The 23,854-nt window shown below is 70.7% G+C and carries 20 protein-coding genes; 8 read left to right on the plus strand and 12 right to left on the minus strand.

Features of this window, described 5'->3' with window-relative positions; genetic code table 11:
• Window positions 1–7: 7 nt before the first annotated feature.
• From narI to ACWGI2_RS03230, 4 genes are read right to left on the minus strand one after another with little or no spacing between them, the layout of a single operon-like run.
• The gene (narI, locus tag ACWGI2_RS03215) at window positions 8–730 is read right to left on the minus strand and encodes a respiratory nitrate reductase subunit gamma (protein WP_453693468.1); all 723 of its coding nucleotides are present in this window, start codon (window positions 728–730) and stop codon (window positions 8–10) included.
• Window positions 730–1,299, minus strand: coding sequence for a nitrate reductase molybdenum cofactor assembly chaperone (gene narJ, locus ACWGI2_RS03220; RefSeq protein WP_453693470.1), 570 nt, complete (start codon window positions 1,297–1,299; stop codon window positions 730–732). Before narJ ends, narI begins: the two co-directional genes overlap by 1 nt.
• Window positions 1,296–2,909, minus strand: coding sequence for a nitrate reductase subunit beta (gene narH / locus ACWGI2_RS03225; protein WP_453693472.1), 1,614 nt, complete (start codon window positions 2,907–2,909; stop codon window positions 1,296–1,298). Before narH ends, narJ begins: the two co-directional genes overlap by 4 nt.
• A complete protein-coding gene (locus ACWGI2_RS03230; RefSeq protein WP_453693474.1) occupies window positions 2,910–6,602 on the minus strand; it encodes a nitrate reductase subunit alpha in 3,693 nt (1,230 codons plus the stop codon).
• 241 nt (window positions 6,603–6,843) lie between these two features.
• Here ACWGI2_RS03230 and ACWGI2_RS03235 point away from each other — a divergent pair, with 241 nt between their 5' ends.
• Window positions 6,844–7,269 carry a hypothetical protein gene (locus tag ACWGI2_RS03235; protein WP_453693476.1) on the plus strand — a complete coding sequence of 142 codons (426 nt, stop codon included), beginning with the start codon at window positions 6,844–6,846 and terminating at the stop codon, window positions 7,267–7,269.
• Here the strand turns inward: ACWGI2_RS03235 and ACWGI2_RS03240 are convergent.
• Window positions 7,266–7,655 carry a winged helix-turn-helix transcriptional regulator gene (locus tag ACWGI2_RS03240; RefSeq protein WP_453394412.1) on the minus strand — a complete coding sequence of 130 codons (390 nt, stop codon included), beginning with the start codon at window positions 7,653–7,655 and terminating at the stop codon, window positions 7,266–7,268. The genes ACWGI2_RS03235 and ACWGI2_RS03240 overlap by 4 nt on opposite strands.
• A 21-nt stretch (window positions 7,656–7,676) precedes the next feature.
• Window positions 7,677–8,498 (minus strand): helix-turn-helix domain-containing protein, encoded by an 822-nt coding sequence (locus ACWGI2_RS03245; protein WP_453693478.1) that lies wholly within the window; start codon window positions 8,496–8,498, stop codon window positions 7,677–7,679.
• Window positions 8,499–8,662: 164 nt separating this feature from the next.
• Here ACWGI2_RS03245 and ACWGI2_RS03250 point away from each other — a divergent pair, with 164 nt between their 5' ends.
• Window positions 8,663–8,968 (plus strand): 4a-hydroxytetrahydrobiopterin dehydratase, encoded by a 306-nt coding sequence (locus ACWGI2_RS03250; protein ID WP_453693480.1) that lies wholly within the window; start codon window positions 8,663–8,665, stop codon window positions 8,966–8,968.
• A gap of 6 nt (window positions 8,969–8,974) precedes the next feature.
• Window positions 8,975–9,730: a class I SAM-dependent methyltransferase gene (locus ACWGI2_RS03255; RefSeq protein WP_453693482.1), complete on the plus strand. Its 756-nt coding sequence runs from the start codon at window positions 8,975–8,977 to the stop codon at window positions 9,728–9,730.
• Here the strand turns inward: ACWGI2_RS03255 and ACWGI2_RS03260 are convergent.
• Both ACWGI2_RS03260 and ACWGI2_RS03265 read right to left on the minus strand, forming a co-directional pair.
• Window positions 9,687–10,178 carry a hypothetical protein gene (locus tag ACWGI2_RS03260; RefSeq protein WP_453693484.1) on the minus strand — a complete coding sequence of 164 codons (492 nt, stop codon included), beginning with the start codon at window positions 10,176–10,178 and terminating at the stop codon, window positions 9,687–9,689. The genes ACWGI2_RS03255 and ACWGI2_RS03260 overlap by 44 nt on opposite strands.
• Window positions 10,175–10,723 carry a hypothetical protein gene (locus ACWGI2_RS03265; protein ID WP_453693486.1) on the minus strand — a complete coding sequence of 183 codons (549 nt, stop codon included), beginning with the start codon at window positions 10,721–10,723 and terminating at the stop codon, window positions 10,175–10,177. The genes ACWGI2_RS03260 and ACWGI2_RS03265 overlap by 4 nt, the downstream gene beginning before the upstream one ends.
• A gap of 84 nt (window positions 10,724–10,807) precedes the next feature.
• On the opposite strand from ACWGI2_RS03265, the gene ACWGI2_RS03270 reads away from it, so the two are divergent.
• Both ACWGI2_RS03270 and ACWGI2_RS03275 read left to right on the plus strand, forming a co-directional pair.
• Window positions 10,808–11,773, plus strand: a complete 966-nt coding sequence (locus ACWGI2_RS03270) for a helix-turn-helix transcriptional regulator (RefSeq protein ID WP_453693488.1) — start codon at window positions 10,808–10,810, stop codon at window positions 11,771–11,773.
• Window positions 11,774–11,892: 119 nt separating this feature from the next.
• Window positions 11,893–12,804 (plus strand): methyltransferase, encoded by a 912-nt coding sequence (locus tag ACWGI2_RS03275; RefSeq protein WP_453693490.1) that lies wholly within the window; start codon window positions 11,893–11,895, stop codon window positions 12,802–12,804.
• Here ACWGI2_RS03275 and ACWGI2_RS03280 read toward each other — a convergent pair.
• Complete coding sequence (locus ACWGI2_RS03280; RefSeq protein ID WP_453693492.1) at window positions 12,794–14,212, minus strand: glycosyltransferase family 39 protein; 1,419 nt, start codon at window positions 14,210–14,212, stop codon at window positions 12,794–12,796. The genes ACWGI2_RS03275 and ACWGI2_RS03280 overlap by 11 nt on opposite strands.
• A gap of 280 nt (window positions 14,213–14,492) precedes the next feature.
• Between ACWGI2_RS03280 and ACWGI2_RS03285 the strand changes: the two genes are divergently transcribed.
• A complete protein-coding gene (locus ACWGI2_RS03285; protein ID WP_453693494.1) occupies window positions 14,493–18,188 on the plus strand; it encodes an nSTAND1 domain-containing NTPase in 3,696 nt (1,231 codons plus the stop codon).
• 56 nt (window positions 18,189–18,244) lie between these two features.
• Here the strand turns inward: ACWGI2_RS03285 and ACWGI2_RS03290 are convergent, their stop codons facing one another.
• Window positions 18,245–19,036: an aldo/keto reductase gene (locus ACWGI2_RS03290; RefSeq protein WP_453694641.1), complete on the minus strand. Its 792-nt coding sequence runs from the start codon at window positions 19,034–19,036 to the stop codon at window positions 18,245–18,247.
• A 225-nt stretch (window positions 19,037–19,261) separates the two neighbouring features.
• Between ACWGI2_RS03290 and ACWGI2_RS03295 the strand changes: the two genes are divergently transcribed.
• Together ACWGI2_RS03295 and ACWGI2_RS03300 are read left to right on the plus strand one after the other, a co-directional pair.
• Window positions 19,262–19,672 carry an SPASM domain-containing protein gene (locus tag ACWGI2_RS03295; RefSeq protein WP_453693496.1) on the plus strand — a complete coding sequence of 137 codons (411 nt, stop codon included), beginning with the start codon at window positions 19,262–19,264 and terminating at the stop codon, window positions 19,670–19,672.
• Window positions 19,673–20,021: 349 nt separating this feature from the next.
• Window positions 20,022–20,279 (plus strand): hypothetical protein, encoded by a 258-nt coding sequence (locus tag ACWGI2_RS03300; protein ID WP_453693498.1) that lies wholly within the window; start codon window positions 20,022–20,024, stop codon window positions 20,277–20,279.
• A 36-nt stretch (window positions 20,280–20,315) separates the two neighbouring features.
• Here the strand turns inward: ACWGI2_RS03300 and ACWGI2_RS03305 are convergent, their stop codons facing one another.
• Together ACWGI2_RS03305 and ACWGI2_RS03310 are read right to left on the minus strand one after the other, a co-directional pair.
• Entirely contained in the window at window positions 20,316–21,092 is a 777-nt protein-coding gene (locus ACWGI2_RS03305) for an ABC transporter ATP-binding protein (RefSeq protein ID WP_453693500.1), read from the minus strand.
• The gene (locus ACWGI2_RS03310; protein WP_453694642.1) at window positions 21,089–23,833 is read right to left on the minus strand and encodes an ABC transporter permease subunit; all 2,745 of its coding nucleotides are present in this window, start codon (window positions 23,831–23,833) and stop codon (window positions 21,089–21,091) included. The genes ACWGI2_RS03305 and ACWGI2_RS03310 overlap by 4 nt, the downstream gene beginning before the upstream one ends.
• Window positions 23,834–23,854 lie beyond the last annotated feature (21 nt).

Here is a 23,854-nt window from a genome sequence, read left to right on the forward strand (position 1 = left end):
CCGGCGATCACGACCCCGTCTTCTCCCACCCCCGCCGCTCCGGACGCGGCCCCACCCGGCGGGGGTCCCTGCTGCGGTACACGACGTACGGACGGAACAGGTACTGCACCGGCGCGCTGAACATGTGCACGAGCCGCGTGAACGGGATCAGCGCGAACAGCGCCATCCCGACCACCGCGTGGATCTGGTACATGACCGGCACCCCCGCCATCAGGTCCGTGTCCGGCTGGAGAGTGAACAGGCTGCGGGCCCAAGGCGCCATCGACTCGCGGTAGTTGTAGCCCTCGCCCGACGCGTGCGTCAGTTTGGCCACCATGCCGAGCACGATCGCCGCGAACAGCACGAGGTACATGAGCTTGTCGTTGGCGGTCGTCGCACGGAACACCGGCGCGTTCGTGCGACGCCGGTAGAGCAGCAGCAGGATGCCGAGCACCAGCAGGACGCCCGCCGCCGTGCCCCCGTACAGCGAGAACAGGTGGTAGGTGTGCTCGCTCACGCCCACCTTCTCCGTCCACGACTCCGGGATGAAGAGCCCCACCAGATGCCCGACGAGGACGAAGAGGATCCCGTAGTGGAACATCGGCGACGCGATATTGAGCAGCTTCGACTCGTACACCTGCGAAGAGCGCGTCGTCCAGCCGAACTTGTCGTAGCGGTAGCGCCACAGGAGGCCCGCCACGAGGAGGACGAAGGCCACGTACGGGATGACGCCCCACAGCAGCGTTCTCATCAGTGCTCCTCGATCAGTGCGAAGGGTTCAAGGCCGACGTCCTCCCGCGGGGGCCCCGACCTGGCAAGGGCCTGCGCCTCGGCCCGGTCCTTCGGCGAGGGCCCCGGCAGCGTCGCGCACACAGCGTCGAGTACGGGCGCGTACGGCGTACCGAAGTCGGTGAGGGCGAGCCGCAGCAGTTCGAGGCCCGCCCGGTTCTCCTCCAGGAGGACGGGGCCCGCGTGCGCCGAGAACTCCAGGACCGCGGGCAGGAAGTCCGGCAGCTCCTCGCCGGTGAACTCCATGCCGTGCTCCCGGTAGACCTCCTTGAAGCGGACCAGGGCCATCCCGCGCCGCCGCGTGTCGCCGTCGCGCCACCAGCTCAGATAGAGGCTGTGGCGGTTCTTGAAGTCGAAGACCTGGACGTAGTGCGCGGCCAGTTCGGACGCGCCGGTCTGCGCCGCGTGCGACAGGAAGGGCTCCAACTCGGGTGCGGCAGCGTTGAGTTGGGGCAGAAGCCCGCGGAACTCCTCGTCCGGATAGGACAGGCAGTGCGCGGCTGCCTGGTAGAGCACGGCGTGGTCGCTCACAGGGTGTCCTTCTCGGTGGCGGATGGCTGCTCGTCGGCGGTCTGCCGGTCCCGCAAGGCGTGGAAGTTCTCGATGGTCACAAGGGGGAGCTGCTTGCGACCCGAGTCCTGACCGAAGGGGCCGTCGCCGCCCATCCCCGGACCGTCCTCGTAGTCGAGGCTGCACGAGTCCGGCAGCGCGGACTCCTCGAGGCGCTGTGCGTCACCGACCGCGGCGGTCGGGATGACGTAGCGGTCCTCGTACTTGGCGATGGCGAGCAGCCGGTACATCTCCTCGATCTCCTGGCCCGACATGCCCACCGTCTCGGCGACCGAACTGTCGGGACGTTCCCCGAGGTTGATGGCCCGCATGTGTGCCCGCATCGCCGCCAGCTTCTCAAGGGAGGATCGCACCGGGCCCACGTCACCGGCCGTGAAGATCTCCGCGAGGTATTCGAGCGGGATGCGCAGGGTGTCGATCGCGCCGAAGAGGTTGTCCAGGTCCTCGCCGTCGTGCCCGGTCTCGCTCAGCGCGTCCACGACCGGGGAGAGCGGCGGGATGTACCAGACCATCGGCATCGTGCGGTACTCCGGATGCAGCGGAAGCGCTACCTTGTATGTGCTGATCAGAGCGTGCACGGGGGAGCGGCGTGCCGCCTCGACCCAGTCGTGACCGATCCCGGCCCGCTCGGCCTCGCGCCGCACCTCGGGGTCCTCCGGGTCGAGGAAGACCCCCAACTGGGCCTCGTACAGCGCCTTGTCGTCCGTGACCGACGCCGCTTCCGTCACCTTGTCGGCGTCGTACAGGATCACACCCAGATACCGCAGCCGCCCCACGCACGTCTCCGAGCAGACCGTGGGCAGACCCACCTCAAGGCGCGGGTAGCACATCGTGCACTTCTCGGCCTTGCCGGTGCGGTGGTTGAAGTACACCTTCTTGTACGGGCAGCCCGTCACGCACTTGCGCCAGCCCCGGCAGCTGTCCTGGTCGACCAGGACGATGCCGTCCTCCTCGCGCTTGTACATCGCCCCGGACGGACAGGACGCCACGCACGCCGGATTCAGGCAGTGCTCACAGATCCGCGGCAGATAGAACATGAAGGTCTGCTCGAAGGCGAACTTCACCTTCTCCGCCGCCTTTTCACGGGTCTTCGCCACCATCGGGTCGAGATCGCCGTACTCGGTCGCGCCGCCCAGGTTGTCGTCCCAGTTCGACGACCACTCGATCTTCATGGGCTTGCCGCTGATCAGCGAGCGCGGTTCGGCGACCGGATAGTCGTCGCCGAGGGGGGCGTCGGTGAGGTTCTTGTATTCGTACGTCCAGGGCTCGTAGTAGTCCTTGATCTCCGGCAGCTTGGGGTTGGAGAAGATCTCCAGGAGAGCCTTGATGCGGCCGCCGTTCTTGAGCTTCAGGGCGCCCTTCTTGTTCAGCTCCCAGCCGCCGCGCCACTTCTCCTGATCCTCGTAGCGGCGCGGATAGCCCTGGCCCGGACGGGTCTCGACGTTGTTGAACCAGACGTACTCCATGCCGTCGCGGTTGGTCCACGCCTGCTTGCAGGTGACGGAGCAGGTGTGGCAGCCGATGCACTTGTCGAGGTTCATCACCATCGCGATCTGTGCCATGACGCGCATCTAGTACTCCACCTTCTGCGAGCGGCGGCGGATGACCGTCACCTCGTCGCGCTGGTTGCCCGTCGGGCCCAGATAGTTGAAGGCCCACGACAACTGGGCGTATCCGCCGATGAGATGGGACGGCTTGAGGATCAGGCGGGTCAGGGAGTTGTGGATGCCGCCGCGCTTGCCGGTGGTCTCCGCCTTGGGGACGTTCACCGTGCGCTCCTGCGCGTGGTGCATGTAGACCGTGCCGGCCGGCATGCGGTGCGAGACGACCGCTCGCGCGACCACGACGCCGTTGCGGTTGACCGCCTCGATCCAGTCGTTGTCCTTCACGCCGATCGCGTCCGCGTCCTGCGGCGCCATCCAGATGCACTGCCCGCCCCGGGAGAGCGACAGCATGAAGAGGTTGTCCTGGTACTCGGAGTGGATGGACCACTTGTTGTGCGGGGTGAGATAGCGGACCGTCACCTCCTTCTCGCCGTCCGGGCCAAGGCGTGGCTCCCCGAAGAGGCGGTTCATGTCCAGCGGTGGCCGGTAGACGGGCATCGCCTCGCCCAGCTCGTGGATCCAGTCGTGGTCGAGGAAGAAGTGCTGGCGCCCGGTGAGCGTGTGCCAGGGCTTCAGGTGCTCGGTGTTGAGGGTGAACGCCGTGTAGCGGCGCCCGCCCGACTCGCTGCCCGACCACTCGGGCGAGGTGATCACGGGGACGGGCGCCGCCTGCGTGTCGGCGTACGTGATGCGCTTGCCCTCGTGCTCGGCGGCCAGGTGCGCCATCTCCTGGCCCGTACGCGCCTCCAGGGTGTGGAAGCCCTGCGTGGCGAGGCGGCCGTTGGTCGTGCCGGACAGGGCGAGGATGGTGTTCGCCGCCTTGACCGCCGTGTCCAGGGCGGGGCGCCCGTCGGCGGGTCCGCCGCGTACGACGCCGTTGCGCTCGCGCAGCTCGTCGACCTCCTGGTCGGGGTGGAGCGCGATGCCCTTCGCGGGCAGGCCCAGCTGCTCCGCCAGCGGACCGAGCGCCGCGAACTTCGCGCCGATCGCGGTGTAGTCCCGCTCCACCACTGTCAGACCCGGCATGGTCTTGCCCGGGATCGCCTCGCACTCGCCCTTGCGCCAGTCCAGGACGACCCCGCCGGGCTGCGCCGTCTCGCCGGGGGTGTCGTGCTGGAGCGCGGTGGCGACGACGTCCTTGCGTACGCCGAGATGGTCCACGGCCAGCTCGCTGAGCCGTTCCGCGATGGCCTTGAACGTGTCGAAGTCGGTGCGGGCCTGCCAGGGCGGGTCGACGGCGGGGGTGAAGGAGTGGACGTAGGGGTGCATGTCCGTGGAGGACAGGTCGTGCTTCTCGTACCAGGTGGCCGCGGGCAGGACCACGTCCGAGAGCAGCGTCGACGACGTCTGGCGGAAGTCCAGCGAGACGAGCAGATCGAGCTTGCCCTCGGGAGCCTCGTCACGCCACTTCACCGTCGAGGGCCGCTCGTCGGGCGCCGCCTCCTCCGCCCGCAGCGAGGAGTGCGTGCCGAGCAGGTGCTTGGTGAAGTACTCCGCGCCCTTGGCCGACGAGCCGAGCAGATTGGCGCGCCACAGGGTCAGGACGCGCGGCCAGTTCTCCGGGGCGTCCGGGTCCTCGCAGGCGAAGTTGAGGGTGCCTGCCTTGAGTTCGTCGACGACATTGGCGACGGGATCACCCGAAGCCCCCGAAGTGTCGCCCAGATCAAGGGAGTTGCGGTCGAAGGTCGGATAGGACGGCATCCAGCCGGTGCGCGCCGACAGGGCCAGGCAGTCGGCGCCCGTCATCCCGGCGAACCGGCCCTCGCCGAGCGGCGACGCGAGCACGTCCGCCGCGAACTTGTCGTAGCGCCACTGGTCGGTGTTGAGGAACCAGTACGCGGCGCCGATCATCTGCCGAGGCGGCCTGCTCCAGTCGTTGGCGCTGGCAAGCGTCGCCCAGCCGGTAGCGGGGCGGCACTTCTCCTGCCCGACGTAGTGCGCCCAGCCGCCACCGTTGCGGCCCTGGCAGCCGGTCAGCTGGAGCAGCGCGAGGAAGGCGCGGTAGATCGTCTCGGAGTGGAACCAGTGGTTGGTCCCCGCCCCCATGAGGATCATGCACCGGCCGCGCGACTGCTCGGCGGTCCTCGCGAACTCCCGCGCGATCTTCACCGCCTTCGCGGCCGGGACCGAGGTGTGCGCCTCCTGCCAGGCCGGGGTGCCGGGCGCGTCGGCATCCTCGTACGAAGAAGGCCACTCGCCCGGAAGCCCCTCGCGCCCGACGCCGTACTGCGCGAGCAGCAGATCGAAGACCGTCGTGACGAGCGGCCCGTCCTGGCCGCCGAGCCGGGTCGCCGGAACCCCCCGGCTGACGACCTCGCCGCGGCCCTGACCGTGCGTGCCGCCCTCGGTGTCGAAGCGGGGGAGCAGCACCTCGACACCTGTGGCCACGTCGGAGCCGTGCAGGGAGAGTTGCGGCTTGATGTTGCCGAGTTCCAGATTCCACCTGCCCTTGCCGGACTCGGTCCAGCGGAAGCCGAGCGAGCCGTTCGGGACGGCCGGGTGCCCGGTGTTCTCGTCCAGGACGGCCGTCTTCCAGTCGCCGCCCTCACCGCTCTGGCCCAGGTCGGTGGCGCGCAGGAACTTCGAAGGGACGTACGCGCCGTCGCGCTCGGTCAGCGTCACCAGGAAGGGCAGATCGGTGAACTTGCGCACGTAGTCGGTGAAGAAGTCCGTCTGCCGGTCGACGAAGAACTCCTTGAGGATGACGTGACCCATCGCGATGGCGAGCGCCCCGTCCGTGCCGGGGTGCGGGTGCAGCCACTCGTCGGCGAACTTCGTGTTGTCCGCGTAGTCCGGCGACACGGCCACGACCTTCTGGCCGCGGTAGCGCGCCTCGGCCATCCAGTGCGCGTCGGGCGTCCGCGTCACCGGGACGTTCGAGCCCCACATCATCAGATACGCGGCGTCCCACCAGTCACCTGACTCCGGTACGTCGGTCTGGTCGCCGAACACCTGCGGCGAGGCGACCGGCAGGTCCGCGTACCAGTCGTAGAAGGACAGCATGGGCGCGCCGATCAGCGACATGAAGCGGGCGCCCGCCGCGTGCGACACCATCGACATCGCGGGGATGGGGGAGAAGCCCGCGACCCGGTCGGGGCCGTGCGTCTTGATCGTGTGGACGTGCGCCGCCGCGATGATCTCGACGGCCTCGTCCCAGGTCGCCCGCACGAGCCCGCCCTTGCCGCGTGCCTGCTGGTACGTCCTGCGCCGCTCGGGGTCGTTCTGGATGTCCGCCCAGGCCAGGACCGGGTCCCGCAGCCGGGACTTCGCCTCGCGGTACATCTCCAGGAGCACGCCCCGGAGGTAGGGGTAGCGCACGCGGGTCGGCGAGTACGTGTACCAGGAGAACGCGGCGCCGCGGGGGCAGCCGCGCGGCTCGTACTCGGGGCGGTCGGGGCCGACGGAGGGGTAGTCCGTCTGCTGGGTCTCCCAGGTGATGATGCCGTCCTTGACGTACACCTTCCAGCGGCAGGAGCCCGTGCAGTTCACGCCGTGCGTCGAGTTCACGACCTTGTCGTGGCTCCACCGGTCCCGGTAGAAGGCGTCCGCGTCCCGGCCGCCGACGAGGCCGATGCTGTGCAGGTCGGGGGCGGCGGTGCCGCGGCGGAAGAACTTCCCCGCACGCAGCAGCGCGGCGCCGGGCTCGGTCGTCTCTGTCACCCTTGAGCTCCCTAGGTCTGCCTTTCAACGAACCTAGGTCCGGGGTGGCGGGGGCACACGGCGGCGACAGCCGTACGGGTTGCGGGGGCGCTCGTGGCATCGGCGCTTACCCCAGAGGTAATCGACCCCCGCCCGCGGGCCCGGCAGGGTGGTCTCACCGGATCCGGTCCGGCGCACTCCGGACCGGATCCGGCTCCCTTCCCTTTCCCCTTCCCCTTCCGCTGATGGAGGCCGGTTCCTCATGTCGACGTACTCTGCGCACCCGCTCACCGCACTGGCCCGCACGAACGACCCGAAGACCATGCTGCGCCGCTTCCTCGCCCTCGACGCGGTCGTGACCACCGGGAACGGCCTCGCGTACGCCGCCGCCTCGGGCCCCATCGGGCGCTTCCTCGGCGTCGACGCGGGACTCCTGCTCGGCCTCGGCGTCTTCCTCACGGCGTACGGCGTGGGCGTCGGCTTCCTCGCCTCGCGCAAGAGTCCGCCCACGCTGCCCGTCCGCGGGGTGATCGAGGCGAACGCGGCCTGGGCGGTGCTCAGTGTCGTCGCGCTGGTCGCCTGGCTCTCGCCGAGCACGGCGGGCGCGGTGTGGACCCTGCTCCAGGCCGTGACCGTCGGCGGCTTCGCCGCCGTCCAGTACGCGGCGCTGCGGGCTCTGCGGAGCTAGGGCCGGGCGTCGAAGCGGGTGCGGGCGGCCTCGATCTCGGCGAGGTACCGGTGCGTCCAGGCGCACATGCCGTCGACCGTGGCGAGCAGCCCCTGGCCCGCCTCGGTCAGGCGGTACTCGACGCGGGGCGGCACGGTGGCGTACACCGTCCTGTGCACGACGCCGTCGCGTTCGAGGCCGCGCAGGGTCTGGGTGAGCATCTTGTGGCTGATGCCGTCCACCGCGGTCCGCAGCTCGGTGAAGCGCAGGGTTCGGTCGGCCAGCGCGTTGATGATCAGCAGCGCCCATTTGTTGGCCACGCCCGCGAAGATCTCGCGGGCCAGCGAGTCGGCGCGCGTCAGGTCCGCGTCGTCGTGACGGCCGCCGCTGAACTCCTCGGTCCGCATGATGTTCCCTTTCACCAGCCGCTAGGACGCCGACGACTGGAGGTATTTGACCGTCGCCGGATCGGCCGGCAGGAGCGTCTCGACGGCCAGTTCGGCGACCGTCACGTCCATGGGGGTGTTGAAGGTCGCGATCGACGAGATGAAGGAGAGCAGGTGCCCGTCGTGCTCGATGCGCAGGGGCAGGGCGAAGTAGGGCACGCCGCTCTGCGGGCCGTCGGCCTCGAACACGTCGACACCGGGATCCGCCACCGGATAGGCCGCCACCTCCTCGTACACCGCGCGCAGCGCGTCCGGCCGCTGGAGCGCGATCTGCCGCTCCATCTGGTGCAGCAGATGCCCCCGCCACTCGCGCAGATTGCGGATCTTGGGGGCGAGGCCCTCGGGGTGGAGCGTGAGCCGCATGGCGTTCAGCGGCGGCTGGAGGAGGTGCTCGGGGATGCCGTCGAGGAACATCGCGATGCCGCGGTTCGCGGCGATCACGTCGTACGTCGCGTCGACGACCAGGGCGGGGTAGGGCTCGTAGGCGCGCAGGAGCTGCTCGAGGCCCTCCCGCAGGGCGCCCATCGAGGGGTCGTCCATCGAGGTCTCCCGGAAGCGGGGCGCGTAACCGGCCGCCAGGAGCAGGGAGTTGCGGTCCCTTACGGGAACGTCGAGGTGCTCGGCGAGGCGCAGCAGGATCTCCTCGCTCGGGCGTGACCTGCCGGTCTCGATGAAGCTGATGTGCCGGGCCGACGAGTCGGCGCGCAGGGCCAGTTCCAGCTGGCTCACCTTGCGCCGCTCGCGCCAGCCGCGCAGGAGCGGGCCGACGCCGGTACTTTCCTTGGTGGACACGGCAGTTGTCATACCGAGACAGTAATCCAAGGCTCCCGTCCGGTGGCGCTGAGCAGGGCCTTGTGGGAGGCGGTGTGGCAGGCTGAGGGAGATGGGTGTGTGCGTACGCCATACAGGTCGTACGCATGCCGTACGCACGCCATACGCACGTCATACGGACGGGAAGGGGCGCGGCCATGTCAGTCGAACCGCTGTCACAGAAGGACGTCGAGGAGCGGCTCGCGGAGCTGCCCGGCTGGTCACTGGAAGGCGACCGGATCACCCGCTCCTTCCAGCTCGGCTCGCACTTCGCGGCGACCGCGATGGTCGTCCACATCGCGCAGATCCAGGAGGACCTCGGCCACCACTCCGAGCTGACGCTGGGCTACAACACCGTCTCCCTGTCCGTGAACACGCACAGCGCGGGCGGCGCTCTCACCGCGCTCGACTTCGAGCTTGCGGGCCGGGTCGAAGAGCTTGCGGTCGGGCACGGGGCGGTCTGAGCGCGGATGCTGGACTACGGCAAGGAAGCCGGCCGCTACGACGCCTCGCGCGGCGGAGAGCCGCGCGCCGACGCCGCTGCCGCCGCGGTCGTCGGCCTGCTGCCGCCGGACGCCCGCACCCTCCTGGACGTCGCCTGCGGCACGGGTCTCGTCACCCGGCGCCTAGCCGGGGCGGGCCTTCGGGTCACCGGAGTGGACTCGGCGCACAACATGGCGCGCATGGCATCGGGGAGGGTGCCGGGCGCCATAGTCCTTGGCGACAGCCGCCGACTCCCCTTCCCCGACGCCTCGTTCGACGCGGTGTGCGCGGTGTGGCTGCTCCATCTGCTCTCCGGCGCCGAGGAGGCGGCCGCCGTCGTCGCCGAGTGCGTCCGGGTGCTGCGGCCCGGCGGGGTGTTCGTCACGACCGTAGACAAGGCCGCCGCGCACGACGTGGGCAGCGACATCGACGCCGTGCTCGCCCCGCGCCCGATCCGCCCCGCCGTCGACCATGGCAGGGCGGTCGAGGCATACGCGGCGGCGCGAGGCCTGACACCGGCCGGTGGAGCCCGGTTCCGGGGCCACGGTCAGGGACGCACGCCCCGCTCCACGGTCGACGACATCCACCGGGGATGGTTCACACGCATCCCGCCCGACGGCCCCCTGGCGGCGCAGCTCGCGGAGGGCCTCGCCGCCCTCCGCGACCAGGAAGTCCCGCGCCCCGACCCGTGGTTCACGCTCAAGTCGTTCCGAAAGCCGTCCCTGAGCCCGCCCGTCGCGTGAACCACATCGTCCAGTTGGCCAGCCAGGTCTTCCCCTCGTCGACGGAGAAGGCCTGCTCCCAGCGGGCGGTGCTCGCGGAGATGTCCGACCAGGCGAAGCGCACCCGGACGGCCTTGCCGTCGTGCTCGTCGTCTCCGTAGAACTCGCCCAGGCCGTCCGCCCCGAACCGGCCGACGACGGGCGGGAAGAGCTTGCCGCTGCGACTGGAGGACCAGTTCAGCGACCACTCCTCGGTCTCCCTGTCGAAGAGCCGCAGGGTCAGTCCCATGAAGCCCTCGCTGGGACAGTCCATTTCATCGATGTTCGCGGCTCCGCCGAAGAGGCTCCAGCAGCGGGAGACGGCTGCGAACTCCTCCCACCCGCTCTCAGGATCGAGGAAATCCGTCCGGCGGCGGTGCGCGACGTCCCAGTGGCCGAAGAAGAAGTCGAAATCGTGCGGGCTGCTCATGAGCGGTGGTCTCCTGTGGTGCCGTCGGGCAGGACATCGGCGATGTAGGCGTCGAGGCCGGTCGGTCCGGTCGGTCCGGTCGGTCCGGCCGGTCCGGCCGGGCCGGTCGGTCCGGGGGCGTCGGTGGTGCGCTCGGGTGCGAGCAAGTGCCGTACCCACGCGTCGCGTTCGTGCAGCAGGGGCGGCAGCTCCCAGACGCAGCCGATCAGCGGCCGGTCGAGGAGCATGAAGTGCGTCGGGTCCCGGTCGGGGCAGCCGAGCGCGGGCTGGCCCGCGACGGCGACGCGGCAGTGCAGGACGTTGTCCCACACCCAGCTGTACGCGTTGAGGTAGGCACCGCTGTCCCCGCCCCGGTGCAGCACGACGAACGTCGCGGGCGGCGTCCCGTCCGGCTCGGGAAGGAGCCGGGGCAGGATCTCGTACGCCGCCTTCTCGACGCCGGGCTCGATGCCCGCCGGGTCGGCGGTGACGTGATAGCGCTTGACGCGGCGGCCCGCCACTTCGATGGGTGGCGGCGAGTGCCGCAGTTTCTCCTGAAAGGGCATGTCAGGGACGCTAGGCCCGCTTCACTGACATCCTGTGTCAGTGAAGTTCACCAGATGTCCGGACGATGTGGGGGAGGCGTCGCCGTGAAGGCCGACAGGCTCGTCTCGATCCTCCTGCTGCTCCAGACGAGGGGCCGGATGACGGCTGCCCAGCTGGCCGGCGAGCTGGAAGTGTCGGTGCGGACGGTCTACCGGGATGTCGAAGCCCTGCACACCGCCGGGATCCCGCTCTACGGGGACGCGGGCCACGCGGGCGGCTACCGGCTCCTGGACGGCTACCGCACCCGGCTCACCGGCCTGACCGCGCCGGAGGCGGAGGCGCTCTTCCTGGCGGGCGCGCCGGGCCCGGCCGCGGAGCTGGGCCTCGGCCCGGTCCTCGCCGCCGCCCAGCTCAAGGTGCGCGCCGCGCTCCCGGCGGAGCTGCGCCCGCACGCCGACCGGGTCGGCGCCCGCTTCCACCTGGACGCGCCCGGCTGGTACGCACGCGCCGACGACGTACCCCACCTGGCCGCCGTCGCCGACGCGGTCTGGAACAGCCGTGTCCTGCACGTCCGCTACCGCCGCTGGCGGGCCCCCACCGAGGTGGAACGCGTCCTGCGTCCGTACGGCCTGGTCCTGAAGGCGGGCCGGTGGTACGTGATCGCGGAGGCCACGGATTCGGCCGGACCGCCACGCACGTACAGGGTCGACCAGATCCTCCAACTGGAGCTGACCGACGGTCAGTTCACCATCCCGGAGGACTTCGACCTGGCGGCGTACTGGGAGTCGTACCAGGAGGCTTTCCACGCGCGGCTCCACCAGGCCGAGGCGGTGGTGCGCCTGGCCCCGCACGCCCTGCCCCGCCTGACGGGCCCCGCGGCGCGCGCCGCCGAGGCGACGGGCCGCGCCGACCCGGACGGCTGGATACGCGCGGTCCTGCCCATCGAATCAGTCAGCCACGCCCACGACGATTTCCTGCGCTTGGGAGCGGACATCGAGGTGCTTGAACCCCCCGAACTCCGAGCGGAGTTGGCGTCGACGGCGGAGAAGCTGTACAGGCGATATGCGTGACCGAGACAGCCCACAGAGCTTGCCGAAACCGCAAGGGAACTGGCCAGGAGGAAGGCGTAGGCGCAGGCTGGACAAGACCCCAGGACCCCCCACACAAGACACAGAGACGGCGGCACTGAATGGCCCACGACGACGACCACGACCACGACCACGGCGTTGGCCATAAGCACGGCCACAAGCACGGCCACCACCACGAGGACATCGACTGGTCGACCATGGGCCCGATGCTGGAGCGGAACGCCGAGCTGGCAGCCCCGCAGAACCGCGAGATCGCCGAGTGGCTGCGCACGTGGCAGCCGGAGCCGAAGCTGATCGCGGACGTGGGCAGCGGCTCGGGCAGCATCTCCTTCCTCCTCGCGGAAGCCTTCCCCAAGGCCGAGGTGATCGCGGTGGACCCGGCCGAGCCCCTCCTGGAGCGCGCGAGGGAACGGGCGGCTCGCGACGGCCTGGCGGACAGGGTGAGCACGCTCCACGCGGAACTCCCGGAGGGAATCGGCGAGTTGCCGCCCGCCGACCTCCTCTGGATCGGCAGGGCCCTGCATCACGTGGGCGACCAGGAGGCGGCGTTGGCCGCCCTCGCGGACCGCCTGGCGCCGGGCGGCGCGATCGCGCTCCTGGAGGGCGGCCTGAACCAGCGCAGCCTGCCGCGCGACATCGGCTTCGGCCGACCGGGCCTCCAGACCCGCTTCGACGCGGCGGACGACAAATGGTTCACGCAGATGCGCGCGGAGCTGCCGGGCGCGAAGTCGGTCACGGAGGACTGGCCCACGCTCCTCACCGAGGCGGGCCTGCGCCACGCGGGCACCCGCTCGTTCCTCCTGGACCTGCCGGCCCCCGTCTCCGACACGGCCCGCGCCCAGATCCTCTCGGAGCTCTCCCGCCGCCGGGAGATGCACGAGGACACCCTCGACCCCGACGACCTGGCCACGGTCGACCGCCTCCTGGACGAGAACGACACCCAGAGCCTGCACCACAGGCCCGACGTGTTCCTGCTTTCGGCACAGACGGTTCATGTGGGGGTCAAGGGTTAGCGCGGCAGTGGCCGGGGCGGACGTACACGGTGACGCGCCAGCCCCGGGCGCTCTTGGTGCCGCACTGCTCGAAGCGGTCCTTCAGGACGTCGCGCTTCACGGTCTCCCGCTCGATCGCGTCGCCGGGGTCGCGCGAGGGATCGGTGACGAAGACGATCCGGTGCTGCTTGAGCATCCGCGCCCGGATGACATCGGCGGGGGCCTCGGTGCCGTACAAGGTGTGTGACGCGGCCGGACGCCGCTCGAGGGCGAGGTCGTCGAGCCCGGCGACGGCCCGCGGGTGAGGCAGGGTCCAGACCCGGCGCCGCAGGGGCATGTACAGCACGGCGTCGCCCTCCCGCCCGGCGTCCTGAATGGCTTGCGTGACCGCTGTCGTGTCGTCGAGGCGGCTCTCAGGGGTACGCAGATGCGCGCTGACGGGCGCCAGTGCGAGCAGACCGGCAGCGGCGGCCACCACGGCGAGGGCGGCGCGCCCTCGCCCGCCGCGCGTGACCCGGTCGAGAAGCGCTCCGATGAGCTGCGCCAGCCCGGCGAGGCCGTACAGGACGTAGCGGTCCGTGTAGAGGGGCTTGACCGGGGCGATGAGCAGCAGCGTGAGGGTGGGGGCGACGAGCAGGGGCAGGGCGAGTCGGCGCAACCCGACCGGCCGCGTCGCATCCCCCGCCCGCCTCCCCAGGAGCGCGGCGCAGACGGTCCCGGCAACACACAGACCGGCGGCCCCCGCGTACAGGTTCAGGTCGACATGCAGCCACCCCACCTGATCCTGCTGCCTTCGGCTCAGCACAGCGAGCGGCGCGAGGCCGGTGACCACGGCCGCCGCGGCCAGGGCCCACGCCCGACGCGCGGTCCGCGGCACCGTCAGTGCGTGCGCGGGCAGCGCGAACACCGCGAACTCGTGCAGCAGGCAGGCCACAAGCAGCAGTGCGCCGTACCAGCACCACAGCCGGCGCGCCCGACGCCCGTCGGCCGAGACCGCTCGCACCAGCGCGTACGTGGCCCAGACGACCAACGCGCTCACCATCGTGTACGAGCGCCCTTCCTGCGCGAACCGCTGGATCGACGGCACCACCGCGAACACGACCCCGGAGAACAGCCCCGCACGCGGACCGGCGAGGTGCCGCCCGATCACCGCCACACCGGCGGCGGCCACACTCATCGCGAGGACGGACGGGATCCGCATGACGAGCAACGGATCGGCGCCGCCGAAGAGTTCACAGACCCGGAAGAGGCCGTACATCAGCAGGTAGTAGAGCCCGTGGACGGCGTCCGCGTTCCACAATGTCTGCCAGAGGTCGGACAGGCCGCGGTGCGCGACGTCGTAGGTGACCGCTTCGTCCCGCCACATGTGGCCGCCGCGGCGTACGCCCCAGAGGCCGAGGGCGATGGCGAGCAGCACACCTGGCAACACAGCGGGCAACCATCCGGCCCATTCCCGGAGTTGAAGTGTGCGTTCCGCTCGCGGCGTGGTTGCCCGTGGCCGGGGCGGAGGAGTGGTCTGCGTAGTGGCGGCGATGGCGGGCTCCCCGTGCGTGTGCGGTCTGTTTTCCAAGCCCCGGGGCCCATGAGCGGGTCCGGGAAGCCGAGTTCAGCGGCGTGTGGATTGATAGGCAGCCCTGTTCCGCCGTGCCGATCAATTGCTAGCGTGGCCCCGGATCTTGACCAGAGGGGGCTGGGAGGGGCGGGTTGCGATGGGGCGTCGCGAGAAGCCACTGGAACCAACAGCGGGACCCGTCCATCGCTTCGCGCACGAACTCCGCAAGCTCCGCGCCGAGGCGGGCAGTCCCACTTACCGGGCGATGGCGCAGCGCGTGCCGTACTCGGCGCCCACACTCTCCGCGGCTGCCGCGGGAGAACGCTTGCCCACGCTGCCCGTGCTGCTCGCCTATGTGGCCGTGTGCGAGGGGGACCCGGCGGAGTGGGAGCGGCGCTGGTACGAGACGGTCGCCGAGGACGCCCGACGGGACACGGACGAAGGCGAGTCGCCCTATCCGGGGCTCACCAGATTCGGCACCGACGATCAGGCCCACTTCCACGGCCGTGACGACCTCGTGGACGAACTGGTGCGGCTCGCTTCACGACGGCGCGTCGCGGCAGTGATCGGCGCATCAGGCAGCGGCGAGTCCTCGCTGCTACGAGCCGGGCTCATCCCGGCGCTACGGGACTCCTCCGCCGCGTGGCGTCCCGCCGCGATCCGCATCCTCACTCCGGGCGACCGCCCGGCCCGCACCCACCGGGGCCTGTTGGTGCCTGCCGACGGCGAGGGCGACACGCTCCTTGTGATCGACCAGTTCGAGGAGGTCTTCTCGCTCTGTCACGATCCGGTCGAACGGGCGGAATTCCTGCACCGGTTGCTGGCGGCCCGAGCCCACGACAGCCGCCTGCGCGTGATCGTCGCCGTGCGCGCCGACTTCTACGGCCGCTGTGCCGAACACGGCCCGCTCGCGGAAGCGCTGGGCGACGCCAACCTCCTCGTCGGGCCCATGCGGCCGAGCCGCCTGCGCGAGGCCATCGTCAGACCGGCGGCGTCCGAACGGCTCATCGTGGAGCGGTCGTTGACCGCCCGGATCGTGGCCGACGTGGCGGGCGAGCCGGGCGGGCTTCCGCTCATGGCGCACGCGTTGCGCGAAGTGTGGCGCAGGCGCAGCGGCAAGACACTGACGGAGGCGGCGTACGAGGCGATCGGCGGTGTACGGGGCGCCATCGCGCACACCGCGGAGGACGTCTTCGGGCGCCTGACGGAGACGGAGGCCGCGACAGCGCGTCGGCTGCTCCTGCGGATGGTGGCGCCCGGCGACGGCACGCAGGACACTCGCCGCCCCGTCGACCGCACCGAACTCCCGCCCGGCTGCGACGACGTACTGGAACGCCTCGTCACCGCGCGGCTGCTCACCGTCGACGGCACCACCGTCGACCTCGCCCATGAGGCCCTGATCAGCGCGTGGCCCAGGCTGCGCGGCTGGGTGGACGCGGACCGGGACCGGCTGCGGCTGCACCGGGCGCTGACGGAGGCTGCCGTGACGTGGGAGGAGCTGGGGCGGGACCCGGGGGCGTTGTACCGGGGGACCCGGCTCGAGGCGGCTCGGGAGTCGTTCGGTGAAGTGCCTGCCGGGGGTGAACTGACGGCGCTCGAGAGTGAGTTCCTGGCGGCGGGTGTCGAGGCGTACGAAGACGGAGTGCGGGCCGGAGCCCGCGCCGCACGGCGTACACGCACGCTGTTGTCCGGCCTGGCTGTGCTGCTCTGCCTCGCCGTGGTGGCGGGCGTCGCCGCCTGGCAGCAGAACCGGAACGGGGAGCGGCAGCGGGCGGAGTCGGAGGCGCGGCGGATCGTCGGCGTCTCGCGGACGCTGCGGCTCTCGGATCCGGTGACCGCGATGCGGCTGAGTCTGGCTGCCTGGCGGGTGGCGGATCTGCCTGAGACGAGGGAAGCGGTGCGTGCCGCCGGCGCGTGGCAGGAGCAGGACTCGTTCTCCGGCCTGGACGACGGCACCGCACCGAACGCGCCACGCTACTTGAGCGGAAACGGTCGCACGCTGACGGCGATCGACCGTGACCGCGTGGTGCGGTGGGACGTGCGTGGCCAACGCCGCATCGGCACGTACGCAAGGCGGGGGATCCATGAGAGCAACATGGATGTCAGCGCCGACGGACGCCTGATCGCGCAGCACGGCAAGCGCGGCGTCCTGGTGTGGGACCTGAGCAGAAACCGAGCGGTGGGTCCGCGCTTCGGTACAGGGGAGTGGCAGGACACGGACGGATGGTTCGGGCCGAGCGGGCGGACCTTCGTCATCCGTAAGGGGGTCCGTGACGGCGCCACGGTCCAGGTGTGGGACGTTCGAAGGCACAAGCTGCTCGATGAGATCCGCGGCAGGACCACGGAGAGCCCGGCCCCCGTGCTCAGCCCGGACGACCGGCTGCTCGCGACGTGCTCGGAGACGGGCAGCAGTCTCTCCGTCCGGGACATCGTTAGGGGGCGAGAACTCCGGAGGACTTGGCCGCGGGAGGTGGACGAGCAGGTCTGCGGCGCCCCGGAGGTGACCTTCACCCCGGACAGCCGGGCGCTCGCCTTCTCCGTCCCGGGCGGCATCCGCACGTGGGAGGTGCGGACCGGACGGGAGCGGCCGAAGATCAAGCTGCCCGGTGACACGGAGGCGAGCCTGGACTTCGGTGAGGACGGCGCCACCGTCGCCGTCCTCACCGAGGGGACGATCACGCTGCGGCGGACCCATGCCCCTGGCAGGCCTCTGCTGCGATACCCGGTGCAGGATCGTGGAGCCACCGACGTGAGGCTGGACGCGGCGGACGGAGTGATCCGATACCAGGCCAACGCCGAAGTCGTACGAAGCCTCGACATCCGTACGGCCCTGTCGGCGCACCGGCTGGAGCAGCCGCTGACGGCGGCGCGCTTCAGCCCGGACGGCCGCACGCTCGCGACCGTCGAACGCCGGGCCGGCAAGGCGGAGTTCAGGCTGCGTGACGCTCAGAGTGGTGCGGTCTCGGCGTCGCTGCCCGGTCGGGCGTGCGCGGACTGCGAGGCGCCGCCGTGGGCGTTCTCCCCGGACGGCCGGACGTTCGCGTACGGGTTCATGGGGAAGCGTGGCACGACCGTTCGGCAGTGGAATGTCGAGCGGGGCGAGGAGTCGGCCCGTACGAGGGTGTCGTCGTGGGTCGAGAGTCTCGTGGTCCCGCCGGACGGCGCGGACGTGGTCACTGGGGGTGCGCCGTTGGGCGCGCGGGACAATGACGACTGGGAGATCGAGGTCTGGAAGGTCACGGAGAAGGCGCCGAGCAGAGCGCTGCGCCGGTCGACGGGCGGCCTCTCGGGAACGCTGTCCCCCGACGGAGGCTCCGTCCTCACCTGGGACGGTGTGCTGACCGACCTCGCGACGGGACGGTCCGCGCGGGTATTGCGCGGCGAGAATCTGTTGGAGACCGCTGTGTACAGCCCCGACGGCCGCTATCTCGCCGTGGCCGACGACAACGGGAGACTCACCTTGTGGGACGCCAGTGGCACCCGCGCACTGGGTGTGCTCTCCCCGGGGTCGTACGACCGGGCCGAGGAGAGCCAGGCACTCGGGTCGTCCCTGTCCTTCTCCGAGGACGGCCGATACCTCGCGGCGGGCAGGGCGGACGGCGCCGTACGTGTCTGGGAGACGGACACCCCCCGCCTCGCGGGCGCCGAGTACCCCGGCACCGACGGGCCCGTCCTGGCGCTCGGCTTCGCGGGGGAAAAACTCCGTGTGGCGACCGCGAACATACCCAGTCGTTCGATGCCGATCGCCGCAGGTCGCATGGCGGACGTGGTGTGCGATCGTGCCCGAGGCGGGCTCAGCAGGTCGCAGTGGCGTACGTATCTCCCGATTACGGAGTACCGAAGGACCTGTTGAGTCAGAGAGGCGCCCCCGCCCGGCAGAACCGGACGGGGGCGCGCCCCGCGCTGACCTCAGACCACGTCGAACGTGGCCGGGTCCGGTCCCAGTCGTCGGTCCTCGTTCAGTGCGCTGATCGCCGCCATGTCCTCCGGGTCCAGCTCGAAGCCGAAGACGTCGATGTTCTCCTTGATCCGGGATGGTGTCACGGACTTGGGGATCACCACGTTGCCCAGCTGGATGTGCCAGCGCAGGACGACCTGGGCCGGCGTGCGGCCGTGCTTCTGGGCGATCGCGATGATCGCCGGGACCTCCAGGAGGCCCTTGCCCTGGCCGAGCGGGGACCAGGCCTCCGTGGCGATGCCCTGTTCCGCGTGGAACTCGCGGGCGGCGCGCTGCTGGAGGTGCGGGTGGAGCTCGATCTGGTTCACCGCCGGGATGACCGACGTCTCGGCCAGCAGCTGCTCCAGGTGCTCGGGCAGGAAGTTCGAGACGCCGATGGACTTCGCGCGGCCGTCGGCCTGGATCTTCTCGAAGGCCTTGTACGTGTCCACGGCGAGGCCCTTGGAGGGCAGCGGCCAGTGGATCAGGTACAGGTCCACGTGGTCGAGACCGAGCTTCTCCAGGGACGCGTCGAAGGCGCGGAGCGTGGAGTCGTAGCCCTGGTCGGTGTTCCAGAGCTTCGTCGTGACGAAGAGCTCCTCGCGGGCGATCCCGGAAGCGGCGATGGCCTTGCCGGTGCCCTCTTCGTTGCCGTAGACGGCAGCGGTGTCGATGCTGCGGTACCCGGCCTCCAGCGCCGTCGCGACGGCAGACTCGGCCTCGTCGTCCGGGACCTGCCAGACGCCGAAACCGAGCTGCGGCATCTCGACGCCATTGTTCAGGATGATCGGGGGGACCTTGCTCACGAGCTTTCGATCCTTAAGTCGTCGGGTGGTACTCCCATGGTCAACGATCAGATGCGGTGCTGCATTCCTTGAACACTCCCGGGTGAAGTCCGGGCGTGTTTCGGCCCGCACCATTGACCGCGTTCCGTCATGCCGCGACTCTATTGCACATCACTGAACGCAGAACACTCATGTGAACGCCTGGTGAACACCCCACCACTCCTCGGCGCCGTGCGCGAAGGGCTGGGGCTCGACGCCATCTCGCTGACCGTCGCCCCGGACGGCACGGTACTTCCGTGCCCGGCCGCCGGTGAGCTGCTCGGGCCCGACGCGCCGAACGTCAGGAACCACCAACTGGGATGGATCTGGCGGCAGTCGGAGGCCTTCAACCGATACCGCGGCGAGGCCTGGATGCGTGAGCCCTGCCGCGGCTGCGCACTGCGGACCGTGGACTTCGGCGGCTGCCGCTGCCAGGCGTACGCCCTGACCGGCGACGCATCCCGCACGGCCCCCGCCTGCCACCGCTCGCCGGACAACGCGACGGTCCGCGCCCTCGTCGACGGCGCGGGCGGCAGGGCGAGCGACTTCGTCTACCGGGTGTCCCCGCAGACGTAAGCCCAGGCGCTGGATCATTCGGGCACGGCCGAAACGTCTGGCCCGCTCCCGGGCCCGTCCCTGACCTTGAGGTGTACGGGGAAGCACCGGACCCGACCAGCTCGGTGTGATCGGAACGGAGACACATGATGGCGACGAGGCAGATGACGAGGAAGACCTTTGTCCGTGCCGGCACCGTCACGGCTGCGGCCGTGCTCACGGCAGGTGGCGTGACGACGGCCCAGGCGGCCGCGTCCGGACCGGAGGTCAAGGGCAAGGCGGGTATTCCAAGTCGAGTGCCAAGTACGGTTACGCGTCCGCCAAGTGGACGTGGAAGGGGCCGGGCTCGACGAGCAAGGTCAAGTTCTACGTGAAGGACAAGAGCTGCCGGGACGGCGACGACGCCTTCGCCTTCATGCAGTTCAAGGGGTCGGACGGCGCAGTGATCGACGGGGACGCCCGCCCCGAGGACGAGACCTGCGGCAACGGGGGCATCAAGGAGACCCACCCCGGGTTCAGCGACGGCTTCAACGTCAAGTACGCCCGCGTGGTCGTGTGCAAGGACGACGTGTTGGGCAGCGGAGACACCTGCAAGAAGGGCAACTGGCACCGCAACCCCAAGGCCTGACCGGGGGTCAGGTCATCGGAGTACCAGCGGGTTCCCCTAGGCCGCGGTGGTCCCGAGGTACGCGTCCCGGACCCTCGGGTCCGCGCGTACCTCGGCCGCCGTGCCCTCGGCCAGGACTCTGCCGAGGTCGAGGACGACCACGCGGGCGCAGAGCTCCATCACGAAGGCGACGTTGTGCTCCACGAGGAGCACGGCACAGTTCTCCTCGTCCGCGAGGTGCCGGACGACGGCCGTCAGCTGGCCTCGCTCGTCGGCCGTCATACCGGAGGCGGGCTCGTCCAGGAGCAGCACCCTGGGCGGGTCCGCCACCGCGCGTGCCAGTTCCACCATGCGGGCCTGGCCGACCGGGAGCGCGCCCGCGTAGTCGTCGGTCAGAGCCTCAAGTCCGCACTCGCGCAGCACGGTTGAGGCGCGAGCGCGTCTTTCCTTCTCATGCGTACGTCGAGTGGGCGCCGCAAGGAGATCGGCGGCGAACCCGCCACCGCCGCCGCGCCACTCCTGCGCGACGAGCAGGTTGTCGGCGACCGTGAGCTGCCCGAAGAGCTGCTGGCGCTGGAAGGTGCGGCGCATCCCGTGGCGGGCGCGCCAGACGGGTGAGCGGCGGGTGACATCGACGCCGTCGAGCAGGACGCGCCCCTGGTCGGGGCGGCGGATGCCGGACACGACGTCGAACAGGGTGGTCTTTCCGGCCCCGTTGGGCCCGATGAGGCCGCAGACCTCCCCGGGCCGCAGGCTCAGGTCAACGCCGGTGAGTGCGTGAATGCCGCCGAAGCGGACGCCGATTCCGGAAGCTTCGAGTACGCGGTCGCTCATGGCCGGCCCACTCCTTCGGTGCGGCCGCCCCGCGCGGCTATGCCCAGATAGGCCTCGGTCAGCTGGTCCGCCCGCACCTCGGAGCGCGGGCCGCACCAGGAGACCCGGCCCTGTGCGAGATAGGCGACGGTGTCGGCGATGCCGAGGATCTCGGCGGCCTTCTCCTCCACCAGGAGCAACCCCGTGCCTGCGTCGCGGAGTTCGGCGAGCAGCCGGAAGACCTCGTCGACCACGCGGGGGGCGAGACCGAGGGACGGCTCGTCCGCGATCAGCACTTCGGGCGGGCGCTGGAGGAGGGGTGCGAGGGCGAGCATCTGCTGTTCGCCTCCGGAGAGGGAGCCGGCGGTGATCTTTCGCCGTGCGGCGAGGCCGGGGAAGCGGTCGTAGACGGCGTCGCGGGCGTGCCCGTCCGGCAGGTGCAGGGTGAGGTTCTCCTCGATGGTGAGGGCGGGGAAGATGCCGCGGCCCTCGGGGGCGAGGAGGACTCCCGCGCGGGAGCGGTGGACGGGGCCATTCCGTGTGGCGTCCATGCCGGCCACGTAGATCTGCCCCTTGGTGGGGGCGAGGAGCCCGGCGGCGGTCTTGCACGTCGTGGACTTGCCTGCCCCGTTGGGGCCGAGGAGGGCGAGGATCTCGCCCGGGTGGACGGTGAGGTCCACGCCATGGAGTACGGGGGCGCCGTCGTATCCGGCGTGGACGTCACGCAGGGCGAGGGAGGGCGGGTTCTTTTCCCCGATCCCGCCCCTTCCCGAAACCGGCCCCGCCGTCACCGGTGGCCGTCGATCACCGGCTCCGCCGAGTTCGTCCTCAAACGCCGGACGGGCTGAAACCTCCGCCACGCGCCGCCGATGCAACCGCACCGAAACCGCCGCGCAGTACCCATCCGGATCATTGGCCAACGCCAGCCCCGCCAGCCCGAACAGAATCACCGGCAGCTGCACCGACTCCGTCACGTAGTCGGCGACCAAGTGCGGCACGATCGCGAAGACGAGCCCCGCCACCACCGCGAACTGCGGCCTCCGCACCCCCGCGGCCACCACCACCGCCAGCCACACGAGGCCCGTCATCGCGGTGAAGTCCGTAGCCGTGATCCGTGTGTTGAACGACGCGTACATCACGCCGCCGAACCCGGCGAGCCCCGCCGACAACGTGAACAAGAGCAGCTTCGTCCGCACCACCGAGACGCCGGAGGCCATCGCCGCCGCCGGAGCGGACCGCACCGCCAGCATCGCCCGCCCCGTCGCAGACCCCCGCAGCGCGCTCAGCGCGGCCACGGCCACCGCCACCAGGACGACCATCGCCACGCCCATCGCGCGGTCGTCGCTCAGATCGACAGGGCCGAAGACGGCGCGCGGGATCTCCCAGCCGGTGTCGCCGTTCCTCAACCACCCCATCTGGAACAGCACTTGATCGGCGAGGAAGGCAAGGGCGAGCGTGGCGAGCGCCAGGGACCGGCCGCCGAGACGCAGCGCGGGCAGCGCGACAAGGGCGCCGAGTACCGCGGCCCCGCACGTCCCCACAAGGGCCGCGGCGATGAACGGCCACCCATGGCTCATCAGCAGGCCCGCCACGAGCGCCGCGCCCGTCACGAACGTCGCCTGCGCCAGGGACACCATCGCGCCGAGGCCGGTCACCACGGTGAAGGAGATGAAGACCAGGGAGATCGCGAGGCCCTGCGCGAGGATGCCGCTCCAGAAGGGGGTGGTGACCGTGTAGAAGGACAGGGCGAGCAGCACGCCGCCTACAGTCCACGGCCCCCAGCGCCGCACCCACGACCGGCCCGCCAGATAGTCGATCGGCGGCGCGTCCACCGCCGCCATGCCCGCCGTCCGCTGCCGCCGCGTCATGAGCAGAAGCCCGGCGAAGAGGATCAGGAAGGGCACCGCCGTGCGGAAACCTGTGATCTTCTCGGCGAAGTCCGCGTACCCGGCGACCAGATTCTGTAGTACGCCCAGGCCGAGCCCGCCCGCGAACGCCAGCGGGATCGACATGAAGCGCCCGAGCACCGCGGCCGTGGCCGACACGAAGAGGAACAGGGTGAAGTCGTGCGAGGACAACCCCAGCAAGGGGGTCGCCAGCACACCCGCCAACCCCGCGAGCCCCGACGACAGCATCCACGCCACCGAAGAGAGCCGGTCCGCGCTCATGCCCCGCAGCTCCACGAGCGAGCGGTTGTCCACCGCGGCCCGCAGCCGCAGCCCGAGCGGTGTGTGCCGCATCAGGATCCACAGGCCGATCGCGACCACGGCCGTCGCGACCCATGTGATCAGCTGGTCGGAGTCGATGCCGACGCCGTCCATGAGCTGCCAGTTCTTGGCGGGGCTCGGCCCGACGCCGGGCAGGCCGAACTGGTTCTCGGCCGGTTTGACGGACGCCCCCGCGTCCTCCAGGAGCTCCACCACCCACAGCCCGAGCGCAGGGAGCGCGACGAGCAGCCCGATCGTCGCCACGATCTGCGCGGTCTCGCCCACCCGCGCCAGTTTGCGGAACATCATCCGGTCCAGGCCCCAGCCGAGCGCGGGCGCCACGACGCAGACGAGGAGGAGCGCCGTCGGTACGGCGGGCCAGCCGAAGCCGGAGTGGAGTTCGTAGAAGGTGAGCGCGCAGAGGTAAGCGGTGGCGCCGTGCGCGAAGTTGAAGAGGCCGGATGCGGAGTAGGACAGGACGAGGCCCGTCGCGAGCAGCGCGTAGAGGGCGCCGGACACGAGACCGCTCAGCACGAACCCCAGCAGGTCGGACACGGGTGACACGCCCCTCTCCTA

Source organism: Streptomyces sp. NPDC054866, assembly GCF_053610745.1.